We start from the raw sequence: 17,063 nt of genomic DNA on the forward strand, positions 1-17,063 counted from the left end.
TATAGCGAGGACCGTGCCATTTATTAAGTCTATAAAAATCAGTACTTTGCTTTTATTATTTAAAATATGCTTTTCTTATCCTTGTTATGATTCGCATTTTGCAAATCATTATTAAAGTGCGTTACAACGCAAGCAGAAATTAATTAAAAGGCAAGCTGTTACTCATTTATACAAAGCTTTTAAATTAAGAGTGGCGAGCAATTAGATGGGGGGATGAACAAAGCGAGATAGGTTTAAACAACGCCGAGTAAGGCTATTTTAATTGTTTAGGTAGGTACGTTGTTTTTACTTTTTATGAGCGGGTTTAATTAAGGAGTGCGTAGTTTAATAAAATAAAAAGGCCTCGCGGCCTTAACTTTTACAATTACCAAGTACCGAAAGCTTCGCGTAGCGCGCTGTGGCTTGGCTGTGCTGCGCATCAAAACCTATTGCCTCATTATAATAATGACACGCCAATGCGTTATCAGGTGTCGCCTCAGCTATTAGCCCTTTATGATAGTAATAATGGCTTTTCTGCGTGCCAAATTTATAGGCAAGCTCTAAATAGTTAGCTGCAATAACATAATGCCCTTGCGCATAATAAATAGAGGCCATTTGTAAATACGGTGAAGCCTCAGTACCAAATTCATCAATAGCGTACTGGGCAATTTGTTTTGCTTTGGCTAAATTGCCTTGCTCAATAGCCAAGTTAATACCTAAAGATAGCGCGTTTAAAGGCGGATTAGGTAAATTAAGAAGCTTGTTTATTACCGATTGCGCCTGATTAGCTCGTCCGCTTTTATACAGCGCATAAGCTGATACAGATAAAATAACCTTATTGTTTGGGTGCTCAAGCATTAACTGATTAAGCTCATGCACTAAGGCTAAACAATTAACCGCGCTTACCCCTTCACAAGTTAAATCACTGCTGTTTAGTGCATACTTAGTAACAATTTCACTGAGTGCAGTATGTGGGTTTACACTGGGCGCATAATCTATATGTGCGCAGCCCGATATACTCAGTAAAATAACGATATATATTATTTTCATAACCCTTGCTCCTGTATAAAACTGGCCATTTGGCTATCTAAATCAACTGTTTGCCACACACGTAAATTATTAACCGGCTCGCGGACTAAATTAGGGGTAACCACAATAATCAACTCGCGGCTGTTTTCGCTTTTACTGGTTGTTTCGCTTAATTTACCAAACAGGCTCTCGCCGTTTGCATCAGGTACAAAGTCGTGACTAGCGTTGTTATCTGTACTAATTAATCCACCAATAATTAAAGGTTGCCCGTCTTGCAAACGGGTAGATGTTTGCATACTGCGCGTATTAAATGCACTGCTGTTTAAACTGGTGCCGGTGCTTTGTGCTATTTCTGCTGTGAGTGTGGTGTCTGGCAATGAAATAACCGGATTTAAATCAAGGGTTATGCGGTCTTTGTTATCCACTAAAGCACGAACATTGAGCTCAACGCCGAACGATTTAAACTCAGTACCACTAAACACTGAACCGCTATTACCTTGTTGCCCGCTGGTAACGCCAGATGGGCTGTAGCTTGTAGGTACTGGCACTTCGCCGCCAACTTTAAATACCGCGCTTTCGCCTGCAAGTACGGTAAGTGTAGGCCGCGAAAGCGTTCTTGAAATTCCCTCTTGCTCTAGCAAAGAAAACAACATATCAATGGCAAATTGCGAGGTTGATAACTGCAAGTTATTTGTTAATTGTCCGCCAATTAATTGCAGTGCGTTTTCTATTGATGCTGAGCCAGACTCACGGGCATTCATGCCTTCTAGGCCAAATAAACCTTGCTCGTTGTTATACCCATTAGAAAGGACACTAATATCTGGACGCCATTGCTTTAAGCGGCGCTGATTAACTTCATAAAGCTGCACCGACACCCTCACTTGAGGTAAGTCTTCTACTTCAATGCTTGATAGCACTTTACCTTTAGCCACCGAAAGCAAAGTTGCCCGCGCTACGTTTGAATTTACATTACTTAAAGTCAGGCCGGAATCGCCATTTAATAACCCGCCAGACTCATTTGCGAGTACTTCAATAGCGCTTGTTTCGTTTTGCGTTGTGCTACTGATAAGCCCGTTTGGATCTAGTGCCGATGTGGGTGCTTGGCTTGCTTGCTCTGGTTCAAATAATTTATTGATGGTATTTAACAAACGCACCAGTTCAATTTGATTTTTAACTGTGCCGCTGAGCATAAACACATCGTTATCATCGTTTGATAACTCATCAACCGAAATACGTTTTACAGTTACTTTGTCAGCCCCCATCGATTTTAACACCTGCGCTATGCGCGCTTCCTTAGGCTTTGGCGCTTGCGTAACTTTAATAAGGTTAATAATCGCTACTTTACTTGAGCTTTGTGCTAAGCCATTGTTTAAATTACCCATGCCCTGTAAACGCTGCGCTAAAGAATTAAACATTCCTTGGTTAGGCGCAGAGGTAATAACAGGTTGCGCCGATTGCGAGCTACTTGCATATAAATAGTTTTTTGCCGCTTCGTGGGCTGCATGGCGATAATTAAGCGTAGGTACTTCGCCACGTAGTACTACCGCGTGTCTATCAGGTGCGATAGTGAGCGCTAAGTTGGGATGAATATCGTTAAGGGCATTTTCAAGTACGCTGTAGTCTTCGGTCACACCCAGTAAAAATGTTTCTGATGTGTTGTCGTCATACCACACCATCATAGAGGTGCGGCCCAACTTTTTAGCTAAAATTAACAGCTCGCGCCCGTTTACTACGTTTACATCGAGTGTGGTTTCGTGGCCTAGCGCAACACGTGCTATATCGCGGTTAAATACAAAGCGAGTATGGGTCCACTTAACTAAGTGGGATACTTTTTTTACTCTATCGCCATTGGCGTTTTCTATGTAATTTAAATTGCTTTGCTTGGCGTATACACAGCACGGTAAAAAAAGTATTACAAAAATAATGGCTTTAAACATATGCGCGTCCTCAAGTATGCGTTGAATTAACAGAGCAAGTTTAAGACCAGCAAATATTTAGCTTTAAATTCAATAAATTAAAATGATTGGAGATATAAGCACAGGCGGCTTTAGTATTTTGATTTGCAAAATGCAAATGAACTTAGGAGAGAAGGCACAAAGCAGTGCTTTGTGCCAAAAGTATTAATGCAGTGCGGCAGTAAAAGGAATGCTTTTACAAATTTCGGCTTCAGCGACTAGTAGCTCTTCTAAACGAACATCAACTTCTTCTTTATCAAAGTATTCGTACGCAAGCTCTACAAATAAGTTTTTATGTTTTTCTTCTGATTTAGCTATGGCTACATAAAAGTCTTTTTCTTTACCCTCTGGTAATGCTTGGGCAACCAATGAAAAGCGCTCGTGGCCACGGGCTTCTATTACGCCGCCGACCAATAATCTATCCATTAAAAATCCATCGCGGCCATGTCTAAATAAAGCACGTATTTGTTTGATGTACGGATCTTTTTTGTCATCGCCTAAGTTTGTATCGCGTTCAATAAGCAGTTTAAGCACTTGTTTAAAATGGATTAATTCTTCTAGCGCTAAATCGGTCATGGCTTTTACCAATTTACGTTTGTCTGGGTAATGAGACAGCATAGAAATAGCCATGCCCGATGCCTTTTTTTCAGCAGCGGCGTGGTCTTGTAAAAATGTATTAAAGTCGGCTAAAACCGCTTTGGTCCATTCAAATGGGGTGTTGTATTTCAATTCAAACATTTTTTGTACTACTTAAAAAAATATGCGAGGATTTTAGCGTATTTGCAAGTAAAAATCTTGCAGCCTAGCGCAAAATTATCGCAAATAAGGTAAATGCTTATCTATGCGCCCTTTTGCTGTTGAGTCAATTTTTAAAGGGTGTTTTATATCGTTCCAGGCGGTCACTTTGCCACCACTATTCATTTTTTCAAAGGCTGTGCGCTCGGTTTTAATACCCAAAAACGCAGTGAGCTGAGCAAAACTTTGTGGCTTAGCTATATCAATTTCTAAATAATCGTTATTACGGTGCTTAAAATACTCCCTCGCCTGTGTTAAATGGGTGTCGTAACACGTTGATAAATAATCATCATTGTTAATGTTATCAATGGTTAAGTCATTAAAGGTTGTTAAGTAACAGCGTTTAATATGAATATTAAACCCGCCATCTGGGCGCGCTAAATTAGTGTGCATACGCAGCAATAATTGCCTAATAGAGGGGATCCAAGCTGTTTTATCACGGGCTAAATAGATAAATTTAGCGCCGGGGTAATGGTTATCTAATGCTTTGTAGTCATTAAATACAGGGGTATCGGCTATTGCTGTGGCATTTTCAAAACAATACGCGGTGTACGCGGTGTGCGCTGTGGCAATGCCAAAATCTAAAAAAGCGTGGCATACACTCGTGGTGCCTGTACGAGGAAGTCCAATTATAAATAGTTTACTCATAACGGCTATTGCTTAACTATTTCGTGTTACAAGCAATATAAAGGCACTAATAACCATTACTAAAAAGGTGGCAATAGTCCCAATTTGGCGATATTTAAGGTTCTTTTCAACTATGCCTAAATTGTGAAACACGCGCCCTATTAATAATGCGCCACCTAAAATATTACAATAATGGCTGGCAAGGCCTTGGTATTCGGCTAAAAAAAGTAAAATAACCGCAAAAGGTACGTATTCCATAAAGTTGGCGTGAGCACGTACAGCACGTTGTAATTTAGTGTTGCCGTTATCGCCCAGAGACACTTGCTCACTGCGGCGCACTTTGATCACATTAAAACTTAAGTAAATATAATAAAACGCTAAAAGCGCAGCATACGTTGAGATTATCACGGTGTTGTCCTGTTTTTATTTTTGGCAATAATAACATAGTTTTGCACAATCATAAGTTTACTTAGTAAGTATGCTAAAGTGTGTATTAGTTGAACTTAATAATGCAATTAAAGGAATTTATGTTTGTCCCACGCAAAGTAGCCGACCGCTACCGTGAAATGATCAACAGTATTGGCTTTTATCCTTCTGTACTTTCTGTTGGTTTTTTACTTTTTGCTGTTTTAACCATGTCGCTAGAATATATTGCACCTGTAGAGCAGCTTAAATCGTTTATATCTGTGATGTTAGTAGATAGCGCAGAAAATGCCCGTACTATTTTAAGCACCTTAGCGGGTAGTATTATTTCGCTTACCGTATTTAGTTTTTCTATGGTGATGGTGGTATTAAATTCTGCCAGTGCCAGTTTATCACCACGAGTGGTACCTGGGCTTATTACCCGCAAATCGCATCAAATGGTATTGGGCTTTTATTTAGGCAGCATAATTTACTCAATTATTATGCTCATTAATATTAATAAGCTTGAAGGTGGTGATACCGCTATTCCATCGCTGGGGGTGTTGTTGTCTTTGGTGTTTGGCTTAGTGTCGCTTGGTTTGTTTGTATTTTTTATTCATTCAATATCTAAAGCTATTCAAGTAGATAATGTACTTAATGGTTTATTTAGCCAAACAAAACGCGAAATTAAAGCCATTGTTGATAGGCAATCAGAAAAGCCATTCTCCTACTTTCCTGATTTTACACAGTGGCACTCAGTTAATAGTACGACCGAAGGGTATTACAAAGGGGTGCATACAGATAAATTATGCGCCATATTAGCCGAGGAAGACATTCGGGTGTATATCTCGGTAAACCAAGGCTATTTTACCGTTAAAGGCTATCCGTTTTTAAAATGCGATAAAGACATTTCTAACAACGAAGAACTTATCGCTAAAATTTTAGACTGCTTTATTTTTTATATAGAAGAGTACATTAGCGATCATTACCGTTATGGTTTAACGCAAATTTCAGAAATTGCCGTAAAAGCGATGAGCCCAGGTATAAATGATCCCGGAACAGCGGTTAAATCGATAGATATGCTAAGTATTTTATTAATTGAGCGGCTGTCGCTTAACGATATAAACTATTCGTTTAAACACAGCGACAACGCCCCGCTTCTCTTTATACACGAAACCAGTTTTGATGAGTTGTTACATGATAATTTTACGCCACTGCGTAATTACGCAAAAGCGGATGCGTATGTGATGACGAACGTTTTAGAAGCCTTTAAAAATATATTGTTTGTGGCGCATAAAGATGAAGATGCACGAAACAGCCTATTTAATTACTTAATCGCCATAGTCGATGACATAAATGAGCATGTAAGTAATGAATACGACAGACAAGAAATAACAAATATGTTAAATGCCATAGCGCGTATAAGTGAACAAGAAGGTAAAAAATTAGTGGCGCGTTTTGAGCGCCACAAAGCGTAGCTTAATCTATAAAGTAAACGGCATAGCTTGATGCGGTCACTTTAATTTCTCCAGCATGATACGCATCAGGTACAAATTTTCCTGGTGCACTATCTGCTACCATCATGGTTTTTTCTGCACGTGCATAAGGCTGTGCTGATATATTCATAGGGCTAAGTGACGCCGTATACAGCCCTTTTAGTTCAACACCATAATCTGTACTTAATTCTTTGGCGGCTTTACGGGCATCTTTAATGGCCAGCTTTTGAGCTTGTTTGTGTAGCTCCTCATAATTACTCGCTAAAAACTGAGTTTGGTTTATTTGGTTAATGCCATTATTTACTAAGTTTTGTAACAACTGCGGGTATTTTTCGATTTGAGATAGTTTAACGCTTAACGTGCGTGATACCCTAAAGCCTTTAAACTCTTGATTACCCGATGTGCGGTTATATTGGCTTTCACGATTTATAGAAATATGCCCTGCATTAATATTAGCGTCTTTAATACCCAGCTCTTTTACTAATTTAATTGCTTTGGCCATGGTTTTATCGGCTTTGTTTTTAGCATCAATTAGGTCTTTATCTATTTCTACAATGCCTACGCTTAATTGTACGTAATCAGGCATAGTGGTAATGGTTGCTTCACCTTTAACATAAATATGTGGTGCGTTAGGCGTTGAGTTTGCATGCGCATCAAGGCTTAAGGTACTTAAGGCAATTGCGCTACTTAATATAAGAATGTGTGTTTTCATTGCATTATCCATTGTATTTCGTTGTCTCTATTAAAGAGCCTACGTGGTTAACAATAAATGAACAAGCACAAAAAAAACAGGCAATTGCCTGTTTTTTATAACGGGCTGTAACACAGTGTTCAGCCTTATTTACTTTACGTTACTCAGCGTAATTAAATGCTACAACGTTTGTAGTTACGGTACTTAGGTAACCAGTAGTTTTTGTTAATAGCAGCCCACAGTGCATCATCGCTAATCTCTAGCGCTACGCCCTCTTCGATTGCTTTTTTAGCTACTGCAAATGCAATACGCTTACTTAATGTTTCAATTTCGGTAAGTGCAGGTAATAAGCTGCCTTTGCCAGTGTTTGCACGAGGTGATGACTCAGCAAGCATTTCACTGGACATACTCAGCATCGCATCAGTAATGCGTGTTGCTTTTGCTGCAATTACACCCAGACCAATACCTGGGAAAATATAACTATTATTACATTGTGGAATTGGGAACTCTTCACCATTGAATTCTACTGGCTCAAAAGGACTACCCGTTGCTACAAGTGCTTTACCTTCAGTCCATTTAATAACATCGGCTGGGTGTGCTTCAACCTGCTTAGATGGGTTACTTAATGGGAATATAATCGGTTGCTCACAGCCTGAGTGCATAGCGCGGATAACTTGCTCAGTAAATAAGCCCGGTTGCCCCGATACACCAATTAAAATATCAGGTGCTGCACAGTGCATTACATCTAATAATGAAGCGTATTCGCCGCTGTAAGTCCAATCACTTAAAGCCGCTTTTGGTTGTGCTAGTGCTTGTTGGAAGTCGCGTAAGCCTTCCATGCCTTCTGTTAGTAGGCCAAAACGGTCAACCATAAATACTTGGCTGCGCGCTTGTGCTTCGCTAATGCCTTCAAATACCATTTGACTAATAATTTGTTCAGCAATACCACACCCGGCTGAGCCTGCACCAACAAATACTACTTTTTGCTCGCTAAGGGTTGAGCCTTTAACACGACACGCTGCTAATAAAGAGCCTACCGTTACCGCTGCTGTACCTTGAATGTCATCGTTAAAGCTACAAATTTCGTTACGGTAGCGTTTAAGTAACGGCATAGCGTTTGGCTGTGCAAAATCTTCAAACTGCAGTAATACATTTGGCCAGCGACGTTTAACTGCTTTAATAAATAAGTCTAAAAACTCATCATACTCATCTTGCGCTATACGCTTATGACGTGCGCCCATGTACATAGGGTCGTTAAGAAGCTTTTCGTTGTTTGTACCTACATCAAGCATTACAGGTAATGTGTACGCTGGGCTAATACCACCACACGCTGTGTAAAGTGATAATTTACCAATAGGAATACCCATGCCACCAATACCCTGATCGCCTAGGCCTAAAATACGTTCGCCATCGGTAACCACTATTACTTTTACTTTGCCTTTGGTAGCGTTGCGCAGGATATCGTCTATTTGATAGCGATCTTCGTACGAAATAAATAAGCCACGTGCACTACGGTAAATATCTGAGAATTTTTCACACGCATCGCCAACGGTTGGCGTGTAAATAATTGGCATCATTTCTTCAAGGTGATCGCGCACTAAACGATAGTATAGCGTTTCGTTGTTATCTTGAATGGCACGTAAGTAAATATGCTTGTTTAAGTTATCGTTAAAGCTTGAATACTGTTGATAACAACGCTCAACCTGCTCTTCAATTGTTTCAAAACGTGGCGGAAGCAAACCGGCAAGGTTAAAGTTTTCGCGTTCTTTTTTACTAAACGCACTGCCTTTGTTTAAAAGCGGGGTTTCAATTAGGCCAGGGCCAGAGTAAGGAATATAAAGGTAGTTAGGATCAGTATTAGTTGTCATATTTCCAGGCTTTAACGGAGTCTTAAGTTATGATCTGCCATTATCATTGTAAAAGGTTAAATTGCAATGACAATTCAGCTTGTCAGACCATTGAGAGAAAACACATGCAGGCCTCACTGCCTGCATGGCTATTATACATAAATTAAAATTTGATAGTGGCGTTTTTGTCAGTTAAATCCGACAAAGCAACCCCTTCGCGACGCGGGTCGGCACCGCCATACAATTTATTATCTTTGACCTCTACCGCATGTAAACCAGAGTTTAAATCAAGTACACGCACATTATGGCCGCGTTTAGTTAATTGCGGTGCTATGGCTTCAAGCGCGGTGCCTTTTTCAAGGCTTGTGTAATCGTTACGGTTGGTGGTTCTTGGCAGGTTAATCGCCTCTTGGGCCGATAAGTTCCAATCCAGTACACCAATAACCACTTGCGCCACATAATCAATGATACGGCTGCCACCTGGCGAGCCAACCACTAAACGTAAGCTGCCGTCGTTGTTAAATACCATTACCGGCGACATAGAGCTGCGTGGGCGTTTGCCCGCTTCAACACGGTTAGCTACTAATTTGCCGTCAATGCGTGGCGAAAGCGCAAAATCGGTTAATTGGTTATTTAAAATAAAGCCATTAACCATCACCGTTGAGCCAAACGCCATTTCAATTGAGCTGGTCATAGATACGGCATTACCAAAGCTATCTACAATAGATACGTGTGATGTTGATGGCAACTCAAAAGAATCATCTTTTGCGTAGCTTAAATAGCCTACGGGGTTACCTGCTACTGCTTTTGTGTCTTGCTCAGTAATAAGCTTGGCGCGTGATGCAATGTACTTTTTATTTAACAGCTCTTTGGTAGGCACTTGCGTAAAATCAGGGTCGCCCATGTACATATTACGATCGGCAAATGCTATGCGTGAGGCTTGGCTAAAGTAATGAATTGCCTCTTCGCTATTAGGCTTAAGCGCACTTATGTCTTTGTGTTCAAGTAAGCCTAAAATTTGTAATACCGCTACACCTCCGCTACTAGGTGGGGCCATAGAGCACACATTATAAGCACGGTATTTAATACACACAGCATCGCGTTGCTTGCTTTTATAATTAGCCAGGTCTGATTCGCTTAATGTACCCGGTGCAATTTTTGAATTTTGCACTGCGCTTACCATTTGTTTAGCGTTGTCGCCTTTATAAAATGCATCAATGCCTCGTTTAGCAATGTCTTTGTATAAATTTGCTAAAGGCTGATTTTTTTTAATAGTACCGGCTTTAATTAACTTCCCATTAGGGTAAAAGTACTCGTTAATCACCGGCATGCTCATTACACCTGGGTTTAATTGGCGAGCCAATAACCCGTGTAAACGTGGCGACACCTCAAAACCCTGCTCGGCCAGTTTAATAGCGGGTTTAAATAACTCGCTCCAAGCAAGCTTACCGTATTGTTGATGCGCGTTTGCAAAGGCGTGCAAAATACCAGGCACACCCACAGAGCGACCACCTACAACCGCCTCAATCCATTTAACGGCTTTACCGTGTTTATCTAAAAACAGATTTTCGTCTGCATTTTGTGGTGCGGTTTCACGGCCATCAAAGCTTGTGAGTGTGTTATCGGCTTTGTTGTAGTACATCATAAATGTACCACCACCAATGCCCGACGACTGTGGCTCAACTAAGGTAAGGACTAATTGCGTTGCAATTGCTGCATCGACTGCGCTACCGCCTTTGGCTAAAATTTGCTGCCCTGCTTGCGAGGCATAAGGGTTGGCCGCGGCCACCATGTATTGCTCACCCGTGACTAATTGCTTTTGTACAATTGAGGTGGTGGCTTCTGGCTCGCGGATCTCTACTTTGGTAGGTTGTTTGGCTATTGTTGGCAGCGTTACTGCAAACAAACCAATAGTAAATAATGACTTAAGTTTAAAATGCATAAAAATACTAAAAACACTTAATTACGTAGTTGTATTTGGCATCTTAAAGTTAAACGGGCACAATATGCAAAAATTTTGACTAAAAAAATACAATAAAATGCTTAATTTACCGCTTAAACCTCGTTATTTACTTCCACCATTATTTTTGATGCTTTTTAGTATTGTTTTTGCTGCATTTGATTTAAATAATTTACTTGAATTTAACCGAGCGCTCATTGAAAACGGCGAAGTTTGGCGGATGTTTACCAGCCAATTTGTACATGCTAATTGGGTGCACTTAGGGTTAAACGCATTAGGTGTATTTTTAATTTGGTTACTGCATGGTGAATACACATCGCCTGGGCGTTATGCCTTTAATGTGTGTTTTTTAGCCCTTTGGTGTGGACTCGGCGTATTATGGTTTTGCCCTGCCATATCTATATATACGGGGTTAAGTGCCCTATTGCATGGTGTCATTATTTGGGGAGCGGTGAAAGACATTACCCTGTCGCTTAAATCGGGTTATTTATTATTTATAGGCGTGTGGATAAAAATAATAATGGAGCAAGTAAACGGTCCCGATGCCACTATAGGTCAATTAATTGATTCAACCGTTGCTATTGATGCACATTTAATTGGCGCTGTTGGCGGCACATTGCTTGCCTTTCCATTGTTAACTAGCTACTTAAAAAATAAAAACGCCACTTAATTAAGTGGCGTTTTTATACGTTTTATAAGCTATTTACAGGGTTTCTTTAAATAGCTTATAAATACGGCGGTATTCATCTAACCAGCTTGATGGCTGCACAAAGCCATGTGGCTCTACAGGGAAGATAGCCGTTTCAAAGTTTTGTTTTTCAAGTTCAATTAATCGCTGTACTAAACGAACTGAGTCTTGAAAAAACACGTTATCGTCAACCATAGGTGCGTTAATTAATAAGCGCTTGTTTAACCCCTCAGCGTAATAAATAGGCGAGCTGCGCTCGTAAGCAATGGGATCTACATCAGGGTGGTTTAAAATATTAGCCGTGTAAGCGGTGTTGTAATGCGCCCAATCGGTTACTGGACGAAGTGCTGCCCCCGATTGAAACAGCTCAGGTGCAGTAAATAGCGCCATAAAGGTCATAAACCCGCCGTATGAGCCACCGTATGTACCTACTGCGTTAGTATCAACATTGGCGTTTTGCGCCATCCATTTTACGCCATCTGCTAAATCTTGCGTTTCAGGTGTGCCCATTTGACGATAAATGGCAGTACGCCAATCGCGGCCATAACCTTTAGAAGCGCGGTAATCCATATCCATCACTATGTAGCCTTCATCGGCAAGTAATGAATGAAACATAAACTCTCGGAAATACACAGACCAACCCATGTGTGAGTTTTGTAAGTACCCTGCTCCGTGGTTAAAAATAACCGCTTTACGGGTTTTGCCTGATTCACCTTCTACATAGTCACTTGGGTAATACACTTTTGCGTAAATTGGCTGGTCGGTATGACTCGATGGCACAGCAACAATTTTAGGTGCGGTGAGCTTTTTAGCTAAAAACTCATCTGACACCGTATAAGTTAAACGTGTTGCCTGTGTATTGGCTTTAGCATCGGCAACATAAAGCTCTGTTGGCATTGTAATTTTAGAGTGCTTAAGCAGCAATTTACTTTCATCCGGGCTTAGCGTGTAGTCGGTCATACCGTTTAGATCAGTAATTTGCTCATTTTTACCAGTCTGCGGGTTAACACGGTAAATTTCGTAAATACCTGGGTGCTCTACGTTTGCCTTGTAATAAATAGCGCTATTATCATGAGTTAACGTAATGTCCGATACTTCAAACTGGCCACTCGTTAAAGCGGTTGCTTTGCCATTAAGGTTTTTTTTGTAAAGCTGGCTATAGCCCGATTCTTCTGAGAGGTAATATAAGGTGTTTGAATTATGTAACCAGCCAAAATTGTTAAATGCGTAAGCTATCCACGCATCATCATGTAAGCGGTGCTGCGATACAAGCTGGTTTTTATCAAAGTCGATTGTGGCTATCCAGCGGTCTTTGTTATCCCATGCTTCTAGCATAATAGCGACTTGCGTGCCGTCATCATTCCATACTATGGGGGCTTGGTTTAAACCCCAATTAGTAATTAAGTTAATGCCACGTGGTGAGTTTTTAGATTTATACGTTTTACCCTCTCGCGCGTAGTTTTCTTTTTTAACCTCAGCTAAAACATCTTCATCAAAGCCCGGTAGCGTATCAAAGCTCAGTGGCGTTTGTGTTTTATCTACAAGATTAATGTGTATTACACGTGATGTTTGCTCTTTTGCATCAGCAACACGACGGCGCACTTTTTTAGGTTCAATGGTGGCATCATCGGTGATGTAGTTGGGCATAATATCGCTTTTATCACGCCAAGATTGCTGCTTTTGCAGGACAACAATTAAAGCATCGCCGTTTGGAGATAGCTGAGCTTCTTTAATGACGTTGCCATCACCTAAGTAAAAAGCAGTGTTAGCAATAGAGCTATTTTGCGCGTTTATTTGCTCATTGCGTGTTTGACTGTCCTGTTTGTTTTTATGCTGTAGCGCCACAAATTCAATTAGCTTGTGCTGCTCTTTGGCCAGGTAACTACTTGGCTCTTGTAACCCTTTTGGTTCATCTGCCAATTTTAAGTTAACAAGCTCTGAAGTTAGCCCTGTTTTTAAATCAACTTTAAAAAACACATTACCTTGGCGGTAAACTAAATCACCATTATTTAAAAACTGTGGTTTAGACTCGGTTGCAGAGGTGGCCGTTATTTGTTTAAGTTCACCTGTCGTTAGGTTTTTAACAAAAACATTGCCTTTAAACGTATAAGCTTGAAGTGCTCTATCAGATGAATAAACCGCTTTAGAAGCGCCTATGGTATGTAGCTTATCCAGTGATACCTGTTGAGCATTTTTGCTATTAATTTGTTGGCTATAAATATCGTTTAGGGTGCTGCCTTGCTGCTTTTGAGCATAAATAATGCTAGCTGAATCACTTGCCCAGTAGGCATTTTTAGGCTGGTTACCTATCCAATCAGGGTTTGCCATGGCTTGTTCTAAGGTAATATTGTGTGAGCCAGCATCAGCAGGTGTGTTTACAACCGCTGCAACGGGACTTGCTGGTAAAGCGCTTTGCTGTGATAAAGAGGTATTAGCGGTAGCACTACAACCTGCAAGCATAATGCTTGAGGTTACAGCAAGCGCTACTAATGTTTTTGATGACGATAAGTTAAAAATCATAGTGCTTCTGAACGGTTATTATAATTGAACCGTATTTAAGCAGAAGCACTTGAGTTATTGCAATTTTTTAAGATGAATAACACATTTGCACGGTAAAGCAGAGTTTACTCTATTAGCAAATCTAGCCACACCAATCGATGATCGCTCGATGCGTTTCTGTCTTTTATTAATCTATATTGCTCGCTGTTTTTAGTAGGCCAAAACACGCCGCCGTCTTTTATTTTAAACCCATAGGTAGAAGGTAAAACATAATCTACACGTGCTTGCCAATTAGCGGTAAAGTGCTTTGCGTATGGCTGCGGGTATTGCTCTTTAGCACCGGCGCTTTGCGGTATAAATTGCGAATTTATTAGCGGGTTATTTAAAATTTGATTGGTGGTTTCAATCCGTGCTTTATCCCCTTCAGGTGCGGCGTTTAAGTCACCTAAAATTACAAACCGCGAGTTTGCATTTAATCCGCCTTTTTGGCCCTTATCATCATAAATATAAGGCTGATTAGCGACATAATCAGCAATTAATCTCACTTCATCGTGGTTACGTTTGCCGTTTCTGTCTTCATCACCATCAAATACCGGTGGTGTTGGGTGCGAAGCAAGTACATGGACTGTTTTATTGTTTACGACAACGGGTACATCCCAAAATGATTTAGAGCTGAGCCTAAGCGCTTGCCATTCTTGCGTGTTATACCAATTTTCTTTTGTTTTAGGGTCAATTGGCATTTGCGCATCAGGCATATCTTTATATTTAAAGGTTTGTAATGTACGTAGTTTTTCAATATTAATTGGGTATTTAGACAATACAGCCATGCCATAATGCCCTTCAAAAAAACCAAAGCCTTGTGCATCCCCCATTACTTTTGTTTTTTTACCGTTGTTATCAAGGTCAAAGTCAGTCGCTAAGCCCGTATTCACTGGCGCTATAAAACTGTATGGGTAATCAATGGGGACTTGTTTATTTTGACTCACATTTAAAAAATGGCGTTTAAAATAATCAATACCTTGTGCTTTTGGTACGTAGTCAAACTCGTTTAATAAAATAATATCAGGGCGAACACGCTGAATTATTTCGGCAATATTTTTTATTTGCTGGTGGTTTGATTTTAGTGCATTAACAAGTGCATCAGGATTAACTTGCTCGCCTTTTGGCGTGTGATTAGTCGCATCCATACTCACGTTAAAGGTGGCAATACGAAGGCTTTCGCTGGCTGTAGCATTTAAACTAAATGAAGCGGCAATGGCTAATGCGCCATAAAGTAATTTTTGTTTCATTTTTTTACTTCAAAAAATTAAAAAATAGACTTTACCAGTATTACACAAGTAATACCTATTTTTATGACAAAAAAATACCGGCTAAAGCCGGTATTAAATTACGCTACTCACTTAGCATGAGCGCGGTTGCGGCTTTTAAAACACCGGGGTAGTCCTGCTCAGGAAGGTAATCGGTAAGTTGCCCAAGCTTATCGGCTAAATTGTTAATGCTATCAGCAGATACATTAATATGCCCCATTTTACGCCCAGGTTTTGCTGCCTTTCCGTACCAGTGGCTAGTTACATCACTAACGTTTAAAACCTCGGTAGGAATACATCCTTGGCCCAACACGTTAATCATGGCGGTAATATGTTTAAGCTCTGTATTACCTAGTGGTAAACCTGCAACAGCGCGCATATGGTTTTCGAACTGTGAACAATGGCTGCCTTGCTGTGTCCAGTGCCCAGAATTATGAACCCGCGGCGCAATTTCGTTAACCAGTAAAGTGCCGTTTACATCAAAAAATTCAATGGCAAGTACGCCAACGTAATTAAGCTCGTTGGCAATTTTTGTAAATGCACTATGGGCTTGCTGCTCAATCAGTGTGTTATTTTTACCTGCAATCGATAATGTAAGCACGCCGTTGGTGTGCTCGTTTTCAGTAATTGGGTAAATAGCTACATTACCGTGTTTATCGCGTGCGCCAATAATAGAGACTTCACGGTCAAACGGGATCATTTTTTCAGCAATAATACTGTGCGGTGCATCCTGAGTGCCTGAGGCAATAAAGTCAGCCATTTCAGACCAAATTTGCTCTATTTGGTCATCTGATTTTAAACGCCACTGGCCTTTCCCATCGTACCCTGCTTGGCAGGTTTTAATAACTAGCGGCTTGCCTAGGTTTTTAACTGCTAATTCTAAATGCGCTTTTTCTGTGATCAGTTGATACGGCGCACATGCAACGTTTGTTTTATCGAGTAACGCTTTTTCTAGTGCGCGGTCCCCACCGGTTTTAATGGCGGCTTTTCCTGGATAAAATTTATTACTGTTACAGCACAATGTTAGTACATCATCAGGAATGTGCTCAAACTCAGCCGTAATCGCATCAGCGTCACTAATTGCTTGCTCAAGTGTGGTAGTGAAAACTTCACCTGTTAGCGGGTGCATAATCTTTTGGCTGCCTACATCGTACGCAACCACATTTAAATTAAGGGGGGCGCCTGCTAGGCTCATCATTCGCGCAAGTTGGCCGGCACCTAAAATTAAAATTTTCATTTTTACTCTGCAGGATTAGGGTTAGCTAAAATACTCTCGGTTTGCTCTTTACGAAATGCTTCAATTTTTGCAAAAATCTCTGGGTTTTGGCACCCTAAAATTTGTGCAGCTAGTAAACCTGCGTTAGCAGCGCCTGGCTCACCAATGGCAAGTGTACCTACGGCTACACCTTTTGGCATTTGGCAAATAGACAATAACGAATCGACACCGTTCAAGGCTTTAGATTTAACCGGTACACCAAGCACAGGAAGCGATGTAAATGCTGCTGCCATGCCGGGTAAATGTGCAGCGCCACCGGCACCAGCAATAATCACTTTTATGCCACGATCTGCGGCTGAATTTGCATAATCTGCAAGAAGTTGAGGAGTGCGGTGCGCAGAGACCACTTTTGTTTCGTACTCAATACCAAATTTTTCTAGCATGAGTGCTGCGTGTTCCATGGTTGGCCAATCTGATTTAGAACCCATAATAATGCCAACAGTCATAAATACTCCTCAGTAATGTATTTTAAAAATAGCGGACTTATGTCCGGTTTTAGGCGGGTATTATAC

General features: G+C 40.6%; 14 protein-coding genes. 2 read left to right on the top strand and 12 right to left on the bottom strand.

Annotated elements, in window-relative coordinates; genetic code table 11:
* Nucleotides 1–351: 351 nt before the first annotated feature.
* The 5 genes from CWC16_RS07380 to CWC16_RS07400 all read right to left on the bottom strand — a co-directional run bounded on the left by CWC16_RS07380 (nucleotide 352) and on the right by CWC16_RS07400 (nucleotide 4,793).
* On the bottom strand, nucleotides 352–1,029 hold the full coding sequence (locus tag CWC16_RS07380; protein WP_138541067.1) for a tetratricopeptide repeat protein: 678 nt from the start codon (nucleotides 1,027–1,029) through the stop codon (nucleotides 352–354).
* Entirely contained in the window at nucleotides 1,026–2,945 is a 1,920-nt protein-coding gene (locus CWC16_RS07385; RefSeq protein WP_138541068.1) for a secretin GspD/PilQ domain-containing protein, read from the bottom strand. The genes CWC16_RS07380 and CWC16_RS07385 overlap by 4 nt, the downstream gene beginning before the upstream one ends.
* A 183-nt stretch (nucleotides 2,946–3,128) precedes the next feature.
* Nucleotides 3,129–3,701, bottom strand: coding sequence for a MiaE family protein (locus CWC16_RS07390; protein ID WP_138541069.1), 573 nt, complete (start codon nucleotides 3,699–3,701; stop codon nucleotides 3,129–3,131).
* A gap of 75 nt (nucleotides 3,702–3,776) precedes the next feature.
* On the bottom strand, nucleotides 3,777–4,406 hold the full coding sequence (locus CWC16_RS07395) for a sulfotransferase (protein ID WP_138541070.1): 630 nt from the start codon (nucleotides 4,404–4,406) through the stop codon (nucleotides 3,777–3,779).
* Between the two features lie 12 nt (nucleotides 4,407–4,418).
* Nucleotides 4,419–4,793 carry an MAPEG family protein gene (locus CWC16_RS07400; protein ID WP_138541071.1) on the bottom strand — a complete coding sequence of 125 codons (375 nt, stop codon included), beginning with the start codon at nucleotides 4,791–4,793 and terminating at the stop codon, nucleotides 4,419–4,421.
* A gap of 119 nt (nucleotides 4,794–4,912) precedes the next feature.
* On the opposite strand from CWC16_RS07400, the gene CWC16_RS07405 reads away from it, so the two are divergent.
* On the top strand, nucleotides 4,913–6,265 hold the full coding sequence (locus CWC16_RS07405) for a DUF2254 domain-containing protein (RefSeq protein ID WP_138541072.1): 1,353 nt from the start codon (nucleotides 4,913–4,915) through the stop codon (nucleotides 6,263–6,265).
* Nucleotide 6,266: 1 nt separating this feature from the next.
* Here the strand turns inward: CWC16_RS07405 and CWC16_RS07410 are convergent, their stop codons facing one another.
* From CWC16_RS07410 to ggt, 3 genes are all read right to left on the bottom strand, one after another.
* Nucleotides 6,267–6,995 (bottom strand): SIMPL domain-containing protein, encoded by a 729-nt coding sequence (locus CWC16_RS07410; RefSeq protein ID WP_138541073.1) that lies wholly within the window; start codon nucleotides 6,993–6,995, stop codon nucleotides 6,267–6,269.
* A 152-nt stretch (nucleotides 6,996–7,147) separates the two neighbouring features.
* Nucleotides 7,148–8,842: an NAD-dependent malic enzyme gene (locus tag CWC16_RS07415; RefSeq protein WP_055017630.1), complete on the bottom strand. Its 1,695-nt coding sequence runs from the start codon at nucleotides 8,840–8,842 to the stop codon at nucleotides 7,148–7,150.
* Between the two features lie 142 nt (nucleotides 8,843–8,984).
* A complete protein-coding gene (ggt, locus tag CWC16_RS07420) occupies nucleotides 8,985–10,763 on the bottom strand; it encodes a gamma-glutamyltransferase (protein ID WP_138541074.1) in 1,779 nt (592 codons plus the stop codon).
* A gap of 97 nt (nucleotides 10,764–10,860) precedes the next feature.
* Between ggt and rrtA the strand changes: the two genes are divergently transcribed.
* Entirely contained in the window at nucleotides 10,861–11,451 is a 591-nt protein-coding gene (rrtA, locus tag CWC16_RS07425) for a rhombosortase (protein ID WP_138541075.1), read from the top strand.
* A gap of 33 nt (nucleotides 11,452–11,484) precedes the next feature.
* On the opposite strand, the gene CWC16_RS07430 is transcribed toward rrtA, so the two are convergent.
* The 4 genes from CWC16_RS07430 to purE form a co-directional block, all read right to left on the bottom strand.
* Complete coding sequence (locus CWC16_RS07430) at nucleotides 11,485–13,989, bottom strand: S9 family peptidase (RefSeq protein ID WP_138541076.1); 2,505 nt, start codon at nucleotides 13,987–13,989, stop codon at nucleotides 11,485–11,487.
* 104 nt (nucleotides 13,990–14,093) lie between these two features.
* Nucleotides 14,094–15,257: an endonuclease/exonuclease/phosphatase family protein gene (locus CWC16_RS07435; RefSeq protein WP_138541077.1), complete on the bottom strand. Its 1,164-nt coding sequence runs from the start codon at nucleotides 15,255–15,257 to the stop codon at nucleotides 14,094–14,096.
* A 103-nt stretch (nucleotides 15,258–15,360) separates the two neighbouring features.
* Nucleotides 15,361–16,512 (bottom strand): 5-(carboxyamino)imidazole ribonucleotide synthase, encoded by a 1,152-nt coding sequence (locus CWC16_RS07440; protein ID WP_055014799.1) that lies wholly within the window; start codon nucleotides 16,510–16,512, stop codon nucleotides 15,361–15,363.
* Between the two features lie 2 nt (nucleotides 16,513–16,514).
* Nucleotides 16,515–16,997, bottom strand: coding sequence for a 5-(carboxyamino)imidazole ribonucleotide mutase (gene purE / locus CWC16_RS07445; protein ID WP_138541078.1), 483 nt, complete (start codon nucleotides 16,995–16,997; stop codon nucleotides 16,515–16,517).
* Nucleotides 16,998–17,063: the final 66 nt, after the last annotated feature.

The sequence above is a fragment of the Pseudoalteromonas sp. S3776 genome, from assembly GCF_005886915.1.
Lineage (GTDB): Bacteria > Pseudomonadota > Gammaproteobacteria > Enterobacterales > Alteromonadaceae > Pseudoalteromonas.

What these genes read in the sequence shown, in the direction of transcription:
- CWC16_RS07405 (WP_138541072.1), top strand. Translation starts at nt 4,913, where the DNA reads ATGTTTGTCCCACGCAAAGTAGCCGACCGCTACCGTGAAATGATCAAC.
- CWC16_RS07435 (WP_138541077.1), bottom strand. Translation starts at nt 15,257, where the DNA reads ATGAAACAAAAATTACTTTATGGCGCATTAGCCATTGCCGCTTCATTT.
- CWC16_RS07390 (WP_138541069.1), bottom strand. Translation starts at nt 3,701, where the DNA reads ATGTTTGAATTGAAATACAACACCCCATTTGAATGGACCAAAGCGGTT.
- CWC16_RS07385 (WP_138541068.1), bottom strand. Translation starts at nt 2,945, where the DNA reads ATGTTTAAAGCCATTATTTTTGTAATACTTTTTTTACCGTGCTGTGTA.
- CWC16_RS07410 (WP_138541073.1), bottom strand. Translation starts at nt 6,995, where the DNA reads ATGAAAACACACATTCTTATATTAAGTAGCGCAATTGCCTTAAGTACC.
- CWC16_RS07440 (WP_055014799.1), bottom strand. Translation starts at nt 16,512, where the DNA reads ATGAAAATTTTAATTTTAGGTGCCGGCCAACTTGCGCGAATGATGAGC.
- CWC16_RS07395 (WP_138541070.1), bottom strand. Translation starts at nt 4,406, where the DNA reads ATGAGTAAACTATTTATAATTGGACTTCCTCGTACAGGCACCACGAGT.
- CWC16_RS07380 (WP_138541067.1), bottom strand. Translation starts at nt 1,029, where the DNA reads ATGAAAATAATATATATCGTTATTTTACTGAGTATATCGGGCTGCGCA.
- purE (WP_138541078.1), bottom strand. Translation starts at nt 16,997, where the DNA reads ATGACTGTTGGCATTATTATGGGTTCTAAATCAGATTGGCCAACCATG.
- CWC16_RS07430 (WP_138541076.1), bottom strand. Translation starts at nt 13,989, where the DNA reads ATGATTTTTAACTTATCGTCATCAAAAACATTAGTAGCGCTTGCTGTA.
- rrtA (WP_138541075.1), top strand. Translation starts at nt 10,861, where the DNA reads ATGCTTAATTTACCGCTTAAACCTCGTTATTTACTTCCACCATTATTT.
- ggt (WP_138541074.1), bottom strand. Translation starts at nt 10,763, where the DNA reads ATGCATTTTAAACTTAAGTCATTATTTACTATTGGTTTGTTTGCAGTA.
- CWC16_RS07415 (WP_055017630.1), bottom strand. Translation starts at nt 8,842, where the DNA reads ATGACAACTAATACTGATCCTAACTACCTTTATATTCCTTACTCTGGC.